The 15,938-nt window shown below is 67.7% G+C and carries 17 protein-coding genes; 8 read left to right on the forward strand and 9 right to left on the reverse strand.

The features are described from left to right. Window positions 1-37: 37 nt before the first annotated feature. From HH308_RS30255 to HH308_RS29595, 3 genes are read right to left on the reverse strand one after another with little or no spacing between them, the layout of a single operon-like run. Window positions 38-709: a class I adenylate-forming enzyme family protein gene (locus HH308_RS30255; protein ID WP_312870756.1), complete on the reverse strand. Its 672-nt coding sequence runs from the start codon at window positions 707-709 to the stop codon at window positions 38-40. 8 nt (window positions 710-717) lie between these two features. Beyond that, window positions 718-1,392 (reverse strand): AMP-binding protein, encoded by a 675-nt coding sequence (locus HH308_RS29590; RefSeq protein ID WP_281362999.1) that lies wholly within the window; start codon window positions 1,390-1,392, stop codon window positions 718-720. Beyond that, a complete protein-coding gene (locus HH308_RS29595) occupies window positions 1,370-1,579 on the reverse strand; it encodes a hypothetical protein (RefSeq protein WP_211188692.1) in 210 nt (69 codons plus the stop codon). Before HH308_RS29595 ends, HH308_RS29590 begins: the two co-directional genes overlap by 23 nt. Window positions 1,580-1,768: 189 nt before the next feature. On the opposite strand from HH308_RS29595, the gene HH308_RS20535 reads away from it, so the two are divergent. Genes HH308_RS20535 through HH308_RS20555 form a run of 5 tightly spaced genes read left to right on the forward strand, consistent with a single transcriptional unit; the run spans window position 1,769 to window position 6,384 of the window. Continuing rightward, window positions 1,769-1,975 carry a hypothetical protein gene (locus HH308_RS20535; RefSeq protein WP_170196112.1) on the forward strand — a complete coding sequence of 69 codons (207 nt, stop codon included), beginning with the start codon at window positions 1,769-1,771 and terminating at the stop codon, window positions 1,973-1,975. Further along, window positions 1,972-3,762, forward strand: coding sequence for an acyclic terpene utilization AtuA family protein (locus HH308_RS20540; protein ID WP_170196113.1), 1,791 nt, complete (start codon window positions 1,972-1,974; stop codon window positions 3,760-3,762). Before HH308_RS20535 ends, HH308_RS20540 begins: the two co-directional genes overlap by 4 nt. Further along, window positions 3,762-4,529: an enoyl-CoA hydratase/isomerase family protein gene (locus HH308_RS20545; protein WP_170196114.1), complete on the forward strand. Its 768-nt coding sequence runs from the start codon at window positions 3,762-3,764 to the stop codon at window positions 4,527-4,529. Before HH308_RS20540 ends, HH308_RS20545 begins: the two co-directional genes overlap by 1 nt. A 2-nt stretch (window positions 4,530-4,531) precedes the next feature. Then, window positions 4,532-5,359, forward strand: a complete 828-nt coding sequence (locus HH308_RS20550) for a crotonase/enoyl-CoA hydratase family protein (RefSeq protein ID WP_211188684.1) — start codon at window positions 4,532-4,534, stop codon at window positions 5,357-5,359. Window positions 5,360-5,376: 17 nt separating this feature from the next. Further along, window positions 5,377-6,384, forward strand: a complete 1,008-nt coding sequence (locus HH308_RS20555; RefSeq protein ID WP_170196116.1) for an NAD(P)H-dependent flavin oxidoreductase — start codon at window positions 5,377-5,379, stop codon at window positions 6,382-6,384. 224 nt (window positions 6,385-6,608) lie between these two features. Here the strand turns inward: HH308_RS20555 and HH308_RS20560 are convergent, their stop codons facing one another. The 6 genes from HH308_RS20560 to HH308_RS20585 are packed head-to-tail and all read right to left on the reverse strand — an operon-like array spanning window position 6,609 to window position 12,367. After that, a complete protein-coding gene (locus tag HH308_RS20560; RefSeq protein WP_170196117.1) occupies window positions 6,609-7,802 on the reverse strand; it encodes a TetR/AcrR family transcriptional regulator in 1,194 nt (397 codons plus the stop codon). A gap of 31 nt (window positions 7,803-7,833) precedes the next feature. Further along, a complete protein-coding gene (locus tag HH308_RS20565) occupies window positions 7,834-9,402 on the reverse strand; it encodes a class I adenylate-forming enzyme family protein (RefSeq protein WP_170196118.1) in 1,569 nt (522 codons plus the stop codon). A gap of 12 nt (window positions 9,403-9,414) precedes the next feature. Next, complete coding sequence (locus HH308_RS20570; RefSeq protein ID WP_170196119.1) at window positions 9,415-10,245, reverse strand: SDR family NAD(P)-dependent oxidoreductase; 831 nt, start codon at window positions 10,243-10,245, stop codon at window positions 9,415-9,417. A 24-nt stretch (window positions 10,246-10,269) separates the two neighbouring features. Next, window positions 10,270-10,692 carry a MaoC/PaaZ C-terminal domain-containing protein gene (locus HH308_RS20575; protein WP_170196120.1) on the reverse strand — a complete coding sequence of 141 codons (423 nt, stop codon included), beginning with the start codon at window positions 10,690-10,692 and terminating at the stop codon, window positions 10,270-10,272. Then, a complete protein-coding gene (locus HH308_RS20580; RefSeq protein ID WP_170196121.1) occupies window positions 10,689-11,183 on the reverse strand; it encodes a MaoC family dehydratase N-terminal domain-containing protein in 495 nt (164 codons plus the stop codon). Before HH308_RS20580 ends, HH308_RS20575 begins: the two co-directional genes overlap by 4 nt. Then, window positions 11,183-12,367: a lipid-transfer protein gene (locus tag HH308_RS20585; RefSeq protein WP_170196122.1), complete on the reverse strand. Its 1,185-nt coding sequence runs from the start codon at window positions 12,365-12,367 to the stop codon at window positions 11,183-11,185. The genes HH308_RS20580 and HH308_RS20585 overlap by 1 nt, the downstream gene beginning before the upstream one ends. Window positions 12,368-12,575: 208 nt before the next feature. Here HH308_RS20585 and HH308_RS20590 point away from each other — a divergent pair, with 208 nt between their 5' ends. The 3 genes from HH308_RS20590 to HH308_RS20600 are packed head-to-tail and all read left to right on the forward strand — an operon-like array spanning window position 12,576 to window position 15,929. After that, a complete protein-coding gene (locus tag HH308_RS20590) occupies window positions 12,576-13,739 on the forward strand; it encodes an acyl-CoA dehydrogenase family protein (RefSeq protein WP_170196123.1) in 1,164 nt (387 codons plus the stop codon). Between the two features lie 4 nt (window positions 13,740-13,743). Further along, window positions 13,744-14,799 carry an LLM class F420-dependent oxidoreductase gene (locus HH308_RS20595; RefSeq protein ID WP_170196124.1) on the forward strand — a complete coding sequence of 352 codons (1,056 nt, stop codon included), beginning with the start codon at window positions 13,744-13,746 and terminating at the stop codon, window positions 14,797-14,799. Then, on the forward strand, window positions 14,796-15,929 hold the full coding sequence (locus tag HH308_RS20600; RefSeq protein WP_170196125.1) for a CaiB/BaiF CoA transferase family protein: 1,134 nt from the start codon (window positions 14,796-14,798) through the stop codon (window positions 15,927-15,929). Before HH308_RS20595 ends, HH308_RS20600 begins: the two co-directional genes overlap by 4 nt. Window positions 15,930-15,938: the final 9 nt, after the last annotated feature.

Consider the following 15,938-nt stretch of genomic DNA (forward strand, 5'->3'; position numbering starts at 1 on the left):
CCGGCAGCCGTACCCATTCGTCCAGGTACCGCCGCCGTCACACTTGCTCCTCCGGCCGGGCACCGGCCGCGGCGAGCAGATGTCGCTGCAGCTTGCCGGTGGTGCTGCGCGGAAGTGACTCGGCCGCCATGAATTCGACGTAGCGCGGTCGTTTGAAGCTCGCAATCCGATCCCTGGACCACCGCGCGAGATCCTCCTTGGTCGCGGTGGCACCGGGAGCGACGACCACGACCACCTTCACCACCTCTCCCCATCTCGGGTCGGGGACGCCGAAGGCGCAGGCCTCCACCACCTCGGGATGCAGCGTGAGCACCTGCTCGACCTCCGCCGGAAAGACATTCTCGCCGCCCGACTTGATCAGATACTTCGCGCGATCGACGTAGGTGTAGGTGGCGTCTTCGTTCTCCACCAACACATCCCCGGTGTGCAACCAGCCGTCGGCGAAGACCTCCTCGGTGGCGGCCGGATCGTCGAGATAGCCCGACATCAGGCTTGGGCCGCGCACCAGACACTGCCCGGGTGTGCCGGGCCGCACGCGGCGGCCGGCGTCGTCGACGAGCCTCATCTCGATTTGTGGGCACCACGTCTTGCGCCCCGAGGGCAGCTCGCCCGGAATGGACCGGCCGTGTGCCACGAGATAACTGGCCTCGGTCTGGCAGAAGGCGTCACTGAACTCGATGCCGAACTCAGCGGTCAATCTCTGCACCACGTGCGGCATCATGTTCGCGTACCCTCCGGCCAGGCGGAAGGTGCGTAGGTCGAAGTCACGACGCGCGGGTTCTCCAGGAAGACGGTGATCACGCCGGGGAGCAGTAGCGTCCAAGTGAGCCGCTCGCTCTCGATCCGTCGGTACATCGCCACCACATCGGCCTTCCCGAAGGCCGCGAACCTACCACCGCTGGCAAGTGTGGCGTACAGCGATTCGTCTCCGCCGCAATGAAAGAGCGGAAGCCATCCGACGAACCCATCGTTCTCGGTGAGCCCGAACCACTGCACTATCCGGTGTGCGCGGGTGGCCGCGGCTGCCTGACTGATCATCGCCCCTTTGGGACGCCCGGTAGTTCCACTGGTGAACAGAATGTTGTGAATGTCGTCCGCGGTGGGGAACTCAGCATCGAGTGGGCCGTCGACGAGAATTTCCGCATACGGCGTCGAATCCTGAGTCGTGCCGTCGAGGCAAATCCATTCGCCGACCGTCGGACAACGCTGCCGCAGGTCGGCGATGGTCGCCGCGAATGCCCCGTCGGCGATGACGACGGACGGGCGGGCCCTGCCGATGCACCACACCAACTCGTCGGGGTGTGCACGTGTGTTCAGTCCGACGACGGTGACGCCGAGGCGCGCCATCGCGGCGTAGCACTCCACGTACTCAGCCCGCGGCGGAGCGAGCATCGCCACCCGACCGCCACGCCGTACGCCGACTCCGATCAGACCGACGGCCAACCCGAGCCCGCTCGCCCAGCTCGGCGTAGGTGAACGCGCCGCGCTCGTCGGTGACCGCCACGCGGTCTGCGAACACCGAGTACGACCGCTCGAGGACCGCTGCAAGCGTGATGGACCGTGCGTTCGAGTGTGACATCCGCACCTCCTCCCGGTTAGTGAATCACCGACAACTACAGCCTCAGACTAACTGCACGCTAGCGCGGAAACAAGAACCGATTTCCTAGCCGCGATTCACCTACATCGCCACCACCTGCATAGAAGATGTTGTGCGCTTGACCTGAGTAGTGTATCGGTGTTCACTAATGATTGGATGAAAGGCAAGGCAATGCCAGTACTCAAGCCAGACGTCGCGCCCCAGTCCGCGACCTACCTCGAGTGGTTCATCACCGCGACCCAGCGTCGTAACCTCGCCGACCTCGACCTCGCTGTCACCGGGCCGGTCGCGTCGGAGTGGATGGACATCGCGCAGATCTACGCGGGCGAGCCCGGGCCGGGCCGCGCACCGTCGAACGCCCGAGGAGACCAGTCATGACCGAGCCCCGCCGCCCCGTACGCATCGGCAACGCGTCGGGCTTCTACGGCGACCGTCCCGCATTGATGCGCGAGCTCGTGGAGAACGGCGACGTCGACGTGGTGACCGGCGACTACCTCGCCGAACTGACCATGCTGATCCTGTGGAAGGCCCGGCAGAAGGATCCCGACGCCGGCTACGCGCGGACCTTCCTGACCCAGTTCCGGCAGGTGGCCGATACCTGCGCCGAACGCGGCATCAAGGTGGTCGTCAACGCGGGCGGCCTCGCCCCCGCGACTCTCGCGACCAACGTGCGCGCGGTGCTCGCCGAAGCCGGCCTGGACCTTACCGTGGCGCATTTCGAGGGCGACGACCTCTCGACCCGCCTAGACGGACTGCAGCAGTCGGGCGTGCCGCTGCGCAACCTCGGCACCGGCATCGCGCTCGCAGATTCCGGTGCCGAGCCGGTGACCGCCAACGCCTATCTCGGCGGCTTCGGGATCGCGGCGGCGTTGCGCGCGGGCGTCGACGTGGTGATCGCGCCCCGCGTGACCGACGCCGCGTTGGTGGTCGGCGTGGGCGCCTGGTGGCACGGCTGGGAACGCACCGACTTCAACGCCCTCGCCGGCGCCGTCGCCGCGGGCCACATCATCGAGTGCGGACCGCAGGCCACCGGCGGCAACTACTCGCAGATCCGTGAGGTGCTCGACCGACGCTACCCGGGCTCGCCGATCGCCGAGCTCGCGCACGACGGCTCCTTCGTGATCACCAAGGTGGCCGATACGGGCGGCCTGGTGAACGTGGGTACCGTCACCGCGCAGCTGCTGTACGAGGTGGACTCCCCCGCCTACCTCAGCCCAGATGTGGTGGCGCACTTCGATGCGCTACGTCTGCAGCAGGACGGCCCGGACCGGGTGCGGGTGAGCGGCACCGTCGGCTCCGCCCCACCCAGCACACTCAAAGTGGCGATGAACTACATCGGCGGCTACCGCAACACCATGACGCTCGTCCTCACCGGGCTCGACATCGAGGAGAAGGCCCGGTGGGCGACCGAATCGCTGTTCGCTCTGCTCGGCGGCCGGGAACGATTCGACGAGGTCGATGTGCAGTTGCTGCGCTACGACTCGCCGGAGCCCACACATATGGCGCAGGCCACCGCGCACCTGCGGGTCACCGTCAAATCCTCCGACCGCACCCGCGTGGACCGTGCCTTCTCCGGCGCCGTCACCGAGTTGGCTCTGGCCAACTTCGCAGGCTTCCACACGACCACTCCCCCGTCGTCGGCGTCAGAGTTCGGGGTGTACTGGCCGACGACGGTGCCCGCGGAGGTGGTGACGCACGAGGTGGTGTTCGCCGACGGTGCACGCGAGGTCGTTCCACATGCGCCCGTCGTCGACGATACCCAGGTCAACGCCCGATTCGACCGTTCCACACCCATATCCGACGGTGCCGTCGCCGACGTCGGCCCGACGCACCGTATGCCCCTCGGATCGGTGGTCGCCGCACGGTCGGGCGACAAGGGTGGCAACGCGAACGTGGGTGTGTGGACCGACACCGACGATCGGTGGGCGTGGCTGCGCGATCACCTGACCGCGGAGCGGTTCGCGGAGCTCGTGCCCGACGCCGAGGGCTTCGAGGTGCGCCGCTACGAGTATCCGAACCTGCGGGCGCTGAACTTCGTGGTCGTGGGCTGGCTCGGTGCCGGCGTCGCTTCCTGCACGCGTACCGATGCACAGGCCAAGGGCTTCGGTGAGTTCCTGCGCGCCACCATGACAGACATCCCCGACTCGCTGCTGGAAGGCGACTGATGCCCGACGAGATCCTGATCGACGATGCGGGCGCGGTTCGCACCGTCACACTGAACCGGCCGCACGCCCGCAACAGCTTCACCACCGACACCGCGGCCGAGTTGGAGTTCGCGCTGCGCAACGCGGGCAACGACCCGGACATCCACGTGGTGGTACTCACCGGTGCGGGCGGATCGTTTTCCGCGGGAGGCGATGCACACACGATCCTGCACCGGATCGCCTCCCCCGACGACACCGCGCGGCTCGAATTGATGCGCTCGTGCCACCGCCTCATCGAGGAGATCTGGAACTGCCGAGTACCGGTGATTTCCGCCGTCGACGGACCGGCGGTGGGCGGCGGCTTCAGCATCGCACTCGCCAGCGACCTGGTGGTGTGCTCGCCACGTGCGACGTTCAGCCAGATGTTCCTGCACCGCGGCATCGCCCCCGACCTAGGGTCGGCGTGGTTGTTGCCTCGTGCGGTCGGCCGCAAACGCGCCAACGAGATCGTCCTGACGGCGTCGGTCATCGACGCGGAACGGGCCGTGGAGCTCGGGATAGCGAACCGCGTGGCCGACGACGCGCTCGTCGACGCGCAGGAACTGGCGGAAACGATCGCTTCCGCGCCCAAGCTCGCCACCACTCTGAGCAAACGACTCCTCAACGGCACCGCCGACGGCGACCTGCACTCCGCACTCGAGCTCGAAGCGGTGACACAGTCACTCGCCTTGCTCGGCTCGTCCGCACAAGCCGCCTTCGACGGCTTCCTGCGCAAGGGAAAGGCATGACGATGACCGACCTACAGGCTTTCGACGTCGAGACCGATGATCACGGCGTCACGACGGTGACCCTCATCGGGCCCGGGCGAGGAAACGCCATGGGACCGGAGTTCTGGACCGAACTCCCCGCGCTGTTCGCCCGCCTCGGCACAGATCCTGGTACCCGTGCCATCGTTCTCACCGGGACCGGGAGCTGTTTCTCCGTAGGCCTCGACCTCAAGCGCGTCGCCGAACCCGAATTCCTACCCGCTGTCCGGGATCGGGCTATGGCAGCCGATCGCCTCACCCTGCTGCAACGTCTGCGACAGCTGCAGGCGGCGATGACGGCGGTGGCCGACTGCCGCAAGCCCGTGCTCGCCGCGATCCACGGTTGGTGCCTGGGCGGCGGTGTCGACCTCGCCGCATGCGTCGACGTCCGGTACTGCAGCGCGGACGCGGTCTTCAGCATCCGCGAGGCTCGGGTGGCGATCGTCGCCGACGCCGGCTCACTGCAGCGCCTGCCCGCGATCATCGGCGACGGCGCTCTACGCGAACTCGCCCTCACGGGCAAGGACATCGACGCAGCGCGTGCCCTGCAGATCGGCCTGGTCAACGAGGTACTCCCGGACCGCGACGCCGTGCTGCGACGCGCCGTGGACACCGCCCGCGAGATGGCCGCGAACCCCCAGTTCGTGCTTCACGGGATCAAGGACGTACTGGCCCAACAGAGCGCGTCCGCGGTCGCCGGGGGCTTGAACTACGTCACCGCGTGGAACGCGGCCTTCCTTCCCTCCCACGACCTCGCCGAGGCCGTCGTCGCACTCGGCGAGCGACGACCGCCGGTCTTCTCCGACAACTGATCCACGAAAGGTATCCCATGAGCCTCCCCGAATCGGTCCGCGACCGACTCCGCCTCCCTGTTCTCGCCTCGCCCATGTTCATCGTCTCGGGCCCCGAGCTGGTGGTCGCTCAGTGCACGGCCGGAGTCATCGGCTCGTTCCCCACCCTCAACGCCCGACCGCATGCCCAGCTCGAGGAATGGCTCGACCGGATCACCCGCGAGCTCGCCGACTACGACGCGCGGCATCCCGACCGACCGTCGGCCCCATACGCGGTCAACCTCATCGTGCACTCGTCGAACCAGCGGCTCGACAAGGACCTCGCCACGGTCGTGAAGTATCGGGTGCCCGTGGTGATCACCTCGCTGGGCGCGCGTACCGACGTGAACGACGCGATCCACTCCTACGGTGGCATCGTGCTGCACGACGTGATCGACGAGCAGTTCGCCCGCAAAGCAGTCGAGAAGGGCGCTGACGGCCTCATCGCCGTGGCCGCGGGCGCGGGCGGGCACGCGGGCACCCGATCACCGTTCGCCTTCATCGAGGAGATCCGCAGCTTCTTCGACGGTCCGCTGGTGCTCTCGGGTTCGATCGCGACGGGCCGTTCGGTGCTCGCCGCACAAGCCATGGGCGCCGACCTCGCCTACATCGGCTCCGCGTTCATCGCCACCGAAGAGGCCGATGCCGTGCCCTCATACAAGGAGATGATCGTGGACTCGTCGGCTCGCGACATCGTCTACGCCGACTGCTTCACCGGCATCCACGCCAACTACCTGCGCGGCAGCATCGTCGGGGCCGGGCTCGATCCCGCCGCGCTCACCCCCGCCGGCCAGACGCCGATCGACTTCGCCATCAACGAATCCGACGCCGTCGCACCGGCGCGTCAGGTCAAGCCCTGGCGCGACATCTGGGGTGCGGGGCAGGGCATCGGCGCCGTCAGTCAGATCGTGCCCGCAGCAGCGCTCGTCGACCGGCTCGAGTCCGAGTACCTGGCGGCGCTGAACACCCTCGCCTCGCATGCGCCCTCCCCGGCGGTCGGATCATGACCGACCGCCAGTGTTACCGGTGTTCTGGGAGCCGGGCGGTGACGAGCTGACTCCCACGATGAAGACCAAAAGCAGGCCGGTCTCCGAAAAGTACGCCGCCGAGTTGGCGAGCCTGTACGCCGAGCCACGTCCGGAGGACGTCCATGAGCCGACGGTTCGGAGGACGTCCATGAGCCGACGGTTCGGCGGTGAGGAGGTCGGACCCGAGACACTCTCGGTCCGATTCACTCCCCGCCGAACGTGACGACGAGGACCGCGCGAACCAGGTCGACGATATCGGCGGTCACCGCGTCTCCGCGGACGCGATGGAGGTAGTTCGTCCCGTTGATGACGTCGATCGCACACCGCACGACGAACGCGACGTAACGTTCCGCCAGGTCGGGCCGCACCTGTGACACCAGTGCCACCCACTCCTTCGCATATTCGCGCGAGCGCTGGTCCACCACCTGCTGGGCGGGCTCGGGCAGGTTCCCCGGCTGCGCGGTGACGACACGCATGAGCGCAGGATGCCCGGTGGCGAAACTCACGTAGCCGGTTACCACGCGGTCGAGGGCCGTGGCGGGGTCGGGGCTCAGGTGCAGCACGCGGTCGAGGTCCAGCCACAGCGCGTCGGCGGCCCGGCTCAGGATGCGCACCGCGATGTCGACCTTGGTGTCGAAGTAGTTGTACACGCTGGGACCGGCGATACCGGCGGCCTGACCGATGTCCTCCAGGCCGACATTCGGGTAGCCGTAGCGAGCGAATTGGTCGGTGGCGACGATCAACAACGCCTCCCGCCGGCTGACCGGTAACGCCGGCCGTTCGGCCGGCCGGGCGCCCTCCCCCTCCGCCGGGCGGGGCAGGTCGGCCCGCGCCGCCAGCCGGTCCAGTCCGTCGGTCACCATCGCCTCGGCGACGGAGATCAGTGCGCGCCGCTGCTCGCCCACCGGCAGGCCGGGGGGACGGCGCGCAGGTAGCCAGAGCAGTGCGAGCACCGCGAACGCGATCGTGGAGCGCTGCGGGTCGGTGACCTCTGGCACCTGCGGTAGCCGCGCCGCGAGGGCGTGGGCCATGGCGTTGATCCGTTCCCGGAAGGCGGCCCGCTCACCGCTGCTGAGGACACCACGATCGCGATCCCACATGCGTCCGAAGGCCCGGTCGTCAAAGGCGACGTCAGCGGCCCTGCGGACGCAGTCGTGCCAGTCGCCCGCGCCGGCGATCGCGTCCTCGAAGGCGGTCAGCCCACCGTCGAGCACCGCGACGAGCAGCTCCTGCTTGCCGCGGTAGTGCCGGTACAGCGCGCTTGGCCCGATGCCGACCGCCTCCGCGATGTCGGCCATCCCGACATCATGAAACCCCTGGTCGCGGAAGCGATCGGCAGCCGCCGCGAGGATTAGCTCCTTGCGGTTGCTCGGGCGGGTACGGCGCGGCGCGCTCATCGGGCGATCCGCCCCGCTGCAGGTGTCGCAATCACGCGCCCACGATATCGGGTGTGCCGGGCCAGTACCTCTCGCGCACCGCCGCCCGGGGAATCTTCCCGACGGCGTTCTTGGGCAGCGGCTCGTCCGCGATCACGACCACCGTCGGCTTTCGCACCGGTCCCACCCGTGCGCGGGCCCAGTCGATCAACTCGTCCTCGCCGGCTACCGTGCCCGGTTCCAGGATCACCACCGCCGCGACGGTCTCGCCCCACTTCTCGTGCGGGATCCCCACCACCGCGGCCTCGCTGATCGCGGGATGCTCGGCGAGAGCGTTCTCGATCTCCGCCGGATACACGTTGTATCCGCCGCTGATTATCACGTCCTCCAGCCGGGCGTCGAGGTAGAGGAAGCCGTGCTCGTCGAAATGCCCGACATCGCGCGAGCGCACGGCACCGTCGGCCGTGAACCGCGCCGCGGTAGCCGCATCGTCGCCCCAGATCCCGAGCATCGCTCCCGGAGTCTTGACGCAGATCTCCCCGATCGTCCCGACGGGCAGGACCCGCTCACCGTCGCGGATCGTGATCTCGCTGTTGACAGTCGGCCGACCGGCCGAGCGCAATCGACCCGCGAACTCGCCTTCCAGGTGGTGCTCCGACGGGGCGAGAAACGTCGACGGCACCGCCTCCGACTGCCCGTACACCTGATACATGATCGGTCCGAACAACTCGAGTCCCGCGCGCAGCGTGGCGTCGGTGATCGGCGAGGCGCCGTAGTAGATCGCACGCATCGAGGAGACGTCGTAGGGCCGCTCCGCCGCGGCGGCGACGGACGCGACCACCTGGATCATGGTGGGCACCGCCATCGTGAGCGTGGCACGCTCGGATTCGACCAAGGACAGGAAGGTCGTCGGGTCGAACTGGGGCATCACGGTGATTCGGGCGCCGGCGGCGATGAGCGGCCACACGTAGTAGCCGGTCGCGTGCGACAACGTACCGGCCGCGAGGAAAACGTCCTCCTCCGTCGGCGGGTCGATGAAGGTGAAGAGCTCGTTCGCGATCGCCTGCAGTCCCTGCGCGGAGTGCACGATCCCCTTCGGCCGACCCGTGGTGCCGGCCGAGAACCGGATGATGTGCGGCGAGGTGACGTCGGTGTGTACGGGCGGCTCACTCGTCGACGCCGCGGCGATGACCGCCTCGTAGTCCAACGCGCCGGACACGCTCGCCCCGGTCCCGTCGTCGACGAGCACCAGCCGCGCATCGTCGGGTTCGGTGAGTTCGGCGGCCAGCGCCGCCGCGTACTTCGCCTCGACGAGGATCACCGACATGCCGGTGTTGCGCGCCAGATAGGTGTTCGTGGCCGCGGTGTTCTGCGTGTACAACGGCGCGCGGACCAGGCCCGCGACGGCGAGCGCGGCGATCTGCTCCGGCACGTGGATCGAGTTGTCCGAGAGCATGCCCACCCGGTCGCCGGGCCGGAGCCCGAGGTCGGTGAGGGCGTTGGCCAGGCGGTAGGCGCGTTCGCCCAGTTCGGCATAGGTCTGGAGACGGCCGGGGGCGGCCACGGCGATGTTCGCGCCGCGACGACCCACCGTCTCGCGCAGGACGTCCGCGAAGTACATGGTCAGTTCACCTCACATCTGGAATCCGCCGGCGCACAGGAGGACCTGGCCGGACACGTAATCACTCTCAGGGGCACAGAACAGGTAGGCGGCGCCGGCGGCGTCCGATGGATCTCCCGGCCGTCCGAGCGGGATGGCGGACGCCATCTGCTCCAGGATCTCCGGATTCACACCGAACTTCAGATCCCGGCCGCCGATGTTCACGGTCTTGCCGGAGTCCGCGGGCGCCTCGGTCAAGCGCGTGCGGATCAGGCCGTAGGCCACGGCGTTGACGGTGACGTCGTAGCGGCCCCACTCCTTGCACAGGGTCTTGGTGAGGCCGATCACACCGGCCTTGGCGGCCGAGTAGTTGGCCTGCCCGGCATTGCCGCCGGTGCCCGCCATCGAGGAGATGTTGACCACCTTGCGGGTCACCCGGCGCCCATCGGCACGTTCGGTCTTGACCGCGGAACTGATGTGCGGCTGCGCGGCGCGGAGGATTCGGAAGGGCGCCTTGAGGTGCACGTCGAGGATGTCGTCCCACTGGTCGTCGGTCATCTTCTGAATGACGTTGTCCCAGGTGTAGCCCGCGTTGTTGACGATGACGTGGAAGTCACCGAAGGTCTCGAGCGCGGTCGCGATGAAGCGGTCCGCGAACTCCGGATCGGTTACACTGCCGACGCAGGACACCGCCCTACCGCCGGCCGTCTCCACGTCGGCTACCGTCTGCGCGGCGACATCGGAGTCGAGGTCGTTGACCACCACGTTCGCGCCCTCCGACGCCAGCTTGAGGGCGATCTCGCGGCCGATGCCGCGACCCGATCCGGTGACGAGTGCCGTTCGTCCGTCCAGTTTGTTGCTCATGGTTTCTCCTAGGTGTCCGGTACGTCAGCCGAGGGCGACGGTGGCCTTTCCGGCCAGGGTGACGGTGCCGTCGGCGAGAGTGACAGTGATGTCGAGTTCGGCGGTGCGATCGGCACCGTCGCCGGCGACCGCGACGACGACGCCCCTGCAGGTCGGCTCCCCGTACAGCGGAGTTATCGACAGGAAACGGGTGCTCATGGCGCGGATCCGCTGCTGCGGAACCCAATTCGTCAGCATCCGGCCCAGGTAGGCCATCGAGAGCATGCCGTGGGCGAAGACATCGTCCAAGCCCGCCGAGCGGGCCACGTCGAGGTCCACGTGGATCGGGTGCAGATCGCCCGACGCCGGGCCGAAGACGGCCAGCGTGGCGCGGGTGATGGTGCCGGGGGACAGCGGCGGCAGCTCGGTGCCGGCGGTGACCGACGCCAGGTCGACGACCGGGGTCATCGCACGGCCCCCTCGCCGGCCCGTGGGGGTGCCGGTTCGCGAACGGCCACGGTCTCGATCATGTCGACGATCCGCTCCCCGTCGCCGATCCGGACGACGCTGATCGTGCGCGTGATGAACTGAAGGGCACCGCCCCGCTTGGTCTCCAGGCCGGTGATCGAGGGGGAGAACCTGAGCTCGTCGCCGGCGTACGCGAGCGCGTGGTAGTCGAAGGACTGCTCACCATGCAGGATGTTTCGCATGTCGATGCCGAGGTCGGTGAGCCAGCGCGCTTCGTCGGCGAAGCTCCGGCCCGTCAGTTTCAGCCCGAACAGATAGGTCGGCGGCACCAGGAGGTCGCGGTGACCGGCGGCCCGGGCCGCGTCGAGGTCGGTGTACACCGGATCGGCCGCACCGATGGCGAGCGCGAACAGGCGCAACGCGCCTCGTTCGACCTTGTACTCCAGGGGTGGCTGCTGGGTTCCGACCACACTCTGGTCGATCACGGGCATCAGGCGTCCACTTTTTGGTAGAGCGTCACCACACCTGCGCCGCCGAGGCCGAGGTTGTGCTGCAGGGCCAGGGTGGCACCGTCGACCTGCTTGTCGCCCGCGGCGCCACGTAGCTGCCACACCAACTCGGCGCACTGCGCGAGCCCGGTGGCTCCGAGCGGGTGCCCCTTGGACAGCAGGCCACCGGACGGATTGGTGACCACGCGGCCCCCGAAGGTGTTGTCGCCGTCGTCGACGAACTTCTCGCCCGTTCCCTCGGGAGTCAGACCCAGCGCCTCATAACAGATCAGCTCATTGGTCGCGAAGCAGTCGTGCAGCTCGACGACGGGGATGTCATACGGGTCGACGCCCGCGTCCTCGTACACCTGCCGCGCCGCCGAGGCGGTCATCTCGAAGCCGACCATGTTTCGCATGTCGCCTTGGAAGCTGCTCGGGGTGTCGGTGGTCATCGCCTGCGAGCGGATGATCACGCCGGACGCGATGCCGTGCTTGCGCGCGAACTCCGGGGTGCAGAGCACTGCCGCCGCGGCACCGCACGACGGTGGGCAACACATCAACCGAGTCAACGGGCCGACGATCGTCGGCGAATTGAGCACCTCCTCGACGGTGATCGGGTCGCGGAAGATGGCCAGCGGATTGAGCCCGGCGTGCGTGCGCGCCTTGACCGCGATCTTCGCGAAGGTTTCCCGACTGGTTCCGAATTGGTCCATGTGTTCCTGGCCGGCGAGGCCGAAGTACTGCGGGGCGAAGGGAACGTCGTCGCGGAGGTCGTATTTGGTCTTGATCGCGTCCTCGAAACGACCCATGACCGACGGACGGTCGGTGTAACTCAGCGAGAGTGCGCCGTTGGGCATCTGCTCGAAGCCGAAGGCCAAAGCGCACTCGACTGCGCCGCTCTGCACGGCCTGCCGGGCCAAGTACAGGGCCGTCGACCCCGTGGAGCAGTTGTTGTTGACGTTGATCACCGGGATACCGGTCTGTCCGACGCCGTACAACACTGTCTGGCCCGACGTCGAATCGCCGTAGATCCAGCCGGCGTAGGCCTGCTGAATCACCGAGATGTCGACGCCCGCATCGGCGAGCGCGGCCCGGATGGCCCGCTCGCCCATCTTGTCGAAGGTCTCACCATCGCGCGGCTTCTTGAAGGGAACCATCCCCACGCCGCCGACCACAACCTGATTCATCTGCCACTCCAAGCTTGTCTTCGATCCGTTTCGGAAATCACCGAAACGCTTAGAGCTATCTAGCCATCATTCACTTATCGGTGTCAACAACCAGGTAGGACTTTTTTTAATACTTTCCATTTGCGAGTCACTAATCTACAGTCAGATCGCGGACGCAACGCGTCCACGGCATCCGGCCCGTGGCCGAACGAGAGACAGGAACCCGCCCATGACCGATCTGTTCGGTGACTACCGGCCCGCGTGGGAGACCGACGAACACCGCGAACTACGCCTACTCGCCCGCGACTTCTTCCGACGCGAGGCGACCCCGGAGAATCAGGAGCGTTGGGCCGAGCAGCACCACGTCGACCGGGACCTGTGGACGAAGGCGGGCGACGTCGGCCTGCTGTGCCTCGATGTTCCCGCCGAATACGGCGGAGGCGGAGGGGACTTCGGCCACGAGGCCGTCGTTCAGGAGGAACTGTCCAAGACCGGCGACACCGCTTTCGGTTTCCCGATCCACTCCACGATCATCGCCCACTACATCGCGGGCTGCGGCACGGAGGAACAGAAGCAGCGCTGGCTGCCCAGAATCTGCACCGGAGAGACGGTTCTCGCGATTGCGATGACCGAACCCGGAACGGGTTCAGACCTTCAGGCCGTCCGCACGACTGCCGTGCGCGACGGCGACCACTACGTGATCAACGGCAGCAAGACCTTCATCTCCAATGCGACGCTCTGCGACCTGCTCGTGATCGTGGCCAAGACCGACCCGACCAAGGGCGCGAAGGGCATCTCGCTGATCGTCGCCGAGACGAAAGACCTCGAGGGCTTCGAACGCGGGCGCGTACTCAGGAAGGTCGGGCAACACGGCCAGGACACCCGGGAGCTCTCGTTCACCGACATGCGGGTGCCCGTCGAGAATCTGCTGGGTGGAGTCGAGGGCCAGGGCTTCTACCAGCTGATGAATCAGCTCCCCCGCGAACGCCTGATCATCGGCGTCAACGCGGGCGCCACGATCGAATCGGCGGTCGTGCAGTCGATCGACTACGCCAAGCAGCGTAAGGCGTTCGGCGCGCCCCTCCTCGATCTGCAGAACACTCAGTTCGTACTCGCCGAGTGCAAGACCGACGCACTCGCCGCGCGCACCCTGCTCGACTACTGCATCGCACGTGCCATCGCCGGCACGCTCGATGCGCAGACGGCATCCATGGCGAAGATGTGGGCCACCGACAAGCAGTGCGAGGTGATCGACAAGTGCCTACAGATCTTCGGCGGCTACGGCTACATGATCGAGTACCCGATCGCCCGGATGTACGCGGACGCGCGCGTCCAGAAGATCTACGGCGGTGCGAACGAAGTGATGAAGCTGCTCATCGCGCGGGGACTGTGACCTGATGGACATCGCAGTGCTGATCAATTATGCCTGGGATTTCCACGACACCGTCGTGGAGGCGCGCGCGATGGTGTCGGCCGGCGTCGACACGATCGCCGTCCCAGAGCCGTACTCCTTCGACGGCGCGACCCAACTGGGCTACCTCGCCGCAGCGGTCCCCGAGGCGAAGTTGACCAGCTCGATCCTCCCGCTCTACAGCCGTACCCCGACACTCACCGCGATGACCGCGGCCTCCCTCGACTACCTGACCGGCGGGCGTTTCCGGCTCGGTCTCGGCACGTCGGGCCCCCAGGTGATCGAAGGCTTCCACGGGGTCGCCTACGACGCCCCGATCGGGCGGACCCGGGAGTACGTCGACATCTGCCGCATGGTCTGGACGGGTCAGAAGGTCCGCTACGAGGGCGAGTACTACCGACTGCCGGTTGCCGAGGAGAAGGGCACCGGCCTCGGCCGACCGCTGGCGATGATCCGCAAGCCGCTCCGCGCGGACATCCCCATCGACCTCGCCGCATTGGGCCCGAAGAACGTCGAGCTGACCGCGGAGATCGCCGACGGCTGGCAACCGATGTTCGTCGACCCGCAGCGTTTCCGCGACGTGTGGGGAGCGGCCCTGGTTCGCGGCACAGCACGGCGCGACAAAACTCTCGGTCCCCTACTCATCCACGCCCAGACTCCGACCTGCGTCGGGGGCCCCGGAAGCCCCGGTTTCCGCGCGATCGCCGAGCACTACGCACTCTACATCGGCGGAATGGGTGCTCCCGGGAAGAACTTCTACTACAACCTCGTCTCGACGTACGGGTTCGGCGCGGAGGCCGCGCAGATCCAGGAGGCCTTCCTCTCCGGCCGCAAAGACCGGGCCGCCGATCTCGTGCCCGACGCACTCATCGAAGCGACCTGCCTCACCGGTGGGATCGACGAGAAGCGCCGACACCTCGAGAGTCTGCGGGAAGCCGGCGTCGATTCGGTGTTCCTCATCCCCTTCGACCAGGATCCGGGAACCCGCCTGGCCGCCGTTCGCGAGGTGGCGGCCGCACGTTCACAAGGAATCGCGCAATGACCGGACCACTGCACGGATTGCGCGTCGTCGAGCTCGCGGCGATCGGACCCGTGCCCCACGCCGCGATGATCCTGGCCGGCCTCGGCGCGGACGTCGTCCACGTGGCCCGCAAGCAGGGTGGCGGACTCGACCTGTCGGGCGGGAAGCCGGACTTCCTGTTCCGAAACCGCCGCACGATCATCACCGATCTGCGCGACCCCGACGACCACGCCGTCATCCTCGACCTGGTGCAGACCGCGGACGTCCTCCTCGAAGGCATGCGTCCCGGAACCGCGGAACGACTGGGCCTCGGTCCCGACGATTGCGCCGCGGTGAATCCGCGACTGATCTACGGGCGAATGACCGGGTGGGGCCAAACCGGGGAGCTGGCGCCGCTGGCCGGCCACGACCTCAACTACATCTCGATGACCGGGGTACTCGACGCGATCGGCCGTCCCGGTGAGAAGCCGACCGTCCCGCTGAACATGATCGGCGACTTCGGCGGCGGCTCGATGTTCCTCATCGCGGGTGTTCTCGCAGCATTGTTCGAACGCGAGCGCTCCGGACTCGGCCAGGTGGTCGACGCCGCGATGGTCGACGGCGCCTCCGCCTTGGCGCAGGCCTTGTGGGCGTTGCGCGGCTACGGCGCATGGAAGCCCCGCCGCGGCTCCAACCTGATCGACGGCGGTACTCCCTACTACGACACCTACGAGTGCGCCGACGGTGGCTACGTCGCCGTAGGGAGTATCGAGCCTCCCTTCTACGCCGCTCTGCTACGCGGTCTCGAGCTGGACCCACAGACGATTCCCGACCGGTCCGACGAGGCGATGTGGCCCGCGCTCCGGGACCTGTTCACCGAGACCTTCCGGCGCCGCACGCGTGACGAATGGGCCGTCGTCTTCGCCGGCACCGACGCGTGCGTCACCCCCGTCCTCACCCTCGACGAGGTGGCCGGCGACTCGTACCTACGAGCCAGGGGCACCGTGATCGACGTCGGCGGTGTGCCACAGGCTGCTCCGGCTCCACGGTTCTCCCGAACGCCGACCGACGTTCCCTCGCCGCCCTCCCCGCACGATCAGCGTGCCGCTGTGCTCCGCGACTGGGTCCGCACAAGCGCAGGTCGCCCGTCTGATTCCGCACCACGGCCGTAGGCACCCACC

Source organism: Gordonia asplenii (assembly GCF_012933505.1).
Classification (GTDB): Bacteria; Actinomycetota; Actinomycetes; order Mycobacteriales; family Mycobacteriaceae; genus Gordonia; species Gordonia asplenii.

Excerpts from the sequence above, each read along its gene's own strand:
- HH308_RS29590 (WP_281362999.1), bottom strand. The coding sequence starts at position 1,392 with ATGCTCGCTCCGCCGCGGGCTGAGTACGTGGAGTGCTACGCCGCGATG.
- HH308_RS29595 (WP_211188692.1), bottom strand. The coding sequence starts at position 1,579 with ATGTCACACTCGAACGCACGGTCCATCACGCTTGCAGCGGTCCTCGAG.
- HH308_RS20535 (WP_170196112.1), top strand. The coding sequence starts at position 1,769 with ATGCCAGTACTCAAGCCAGACGTCGCGCCCCAGTCCGCGACCTACCTC.
- HH308_RS20540 (WP_170196113.1), top strand. The coding sequence starts at position 1,972 with ATGACCGAGCCCCGCCGCCCCGTACGCATCGGCAACGCGTCGGGCTTC.
- HH308_RS20545 (WP_170196114.1), top strand. The coding sequence starts at position 3,762 with ATGCCCGACGAGATCCTGATCGACGATGCGGGCGCGGTTCGCACCGTC.
- HH308_RS20550 (WP_211188684.1), top strand. The coding sequence starts at position 4,532 with ATGACCGACCTACAGGCTTTCGACGTCGAGACCGATGATCACGGCGTC.
- HH308_RS20555 (WP_170196116.1), top strand. The coding sequence starts at position 5,377 with ATGAGCCTCCCCGAATCGGTCCGCGACCGACTCCGCCTCCCTGTTCTC.
- HH308_RS20560 (WP_170196117.1), bottom strand. The coding sequence starts at position 7,802 with ATGAGCGCGCCGCGCCGTACCCGCCCGAGCAACCGCAAGGAGCTAATC.
- HH308_RS20565 (WP_170196118.1), bottom strand. The coding sequence starts at position 9,402 with ATGTACTTCGCGGACGTCCTGCGCGAGACGGTGGGTCGTCGCGGCGCG.
- HH308_RS20570 (WP_170196119.1), bottom strand. The coding sequence starts at position 10,245 with ATGAGCAACAAACTGGACGGACGAACGGCACTCGTCACCGGATCGGGT.
- HH308_RS20575 (WP_170196120.1), bottom strand. The coding sequence starts at position 10,692 with ATGACCCCGGTCGTCGACCTGGCGTCGGTCACCGCCGGCACCGAGCTG.
- HH308_RS20580 (WP_170196121.1), bottom strand. The coding sequence starts at position 11,183 with ATGCCCGTGATCGACCAGAGTGTGGTCGGAACCCAGCAGCCACCCCTG.
- HH308_RS20585 (WP_170196122.1), bottom strand. The coding sequence starts at position 12,367 with ATGAATCAGGTTGTGGTCGGCGGCGTGGGGATGGTTCCCTTCAAGAAG.
- HH308_RS20590 (WP_170196123.1), top strand. The coding sequence starts at position 12,576 with ATGACCGATCTGTTCGGTGACTACCGGCCCGCGTGGGAGACCGACGAA.
- HH308_RS20595 (WP_170196124.1), top strand. The coding sequence starts at position 13,744 with ATGGACATCGCAGTGCTGATCAATTATGCCTGGGATTTCCACGACACC.
- HH308_RS20600 (WP_170196125.1), top strand. The coding sequence starts at position 14,796 with ATGACCGGACCACTGCACGGATTGCGCGTCGTCGAGCTCGCGGCGATC.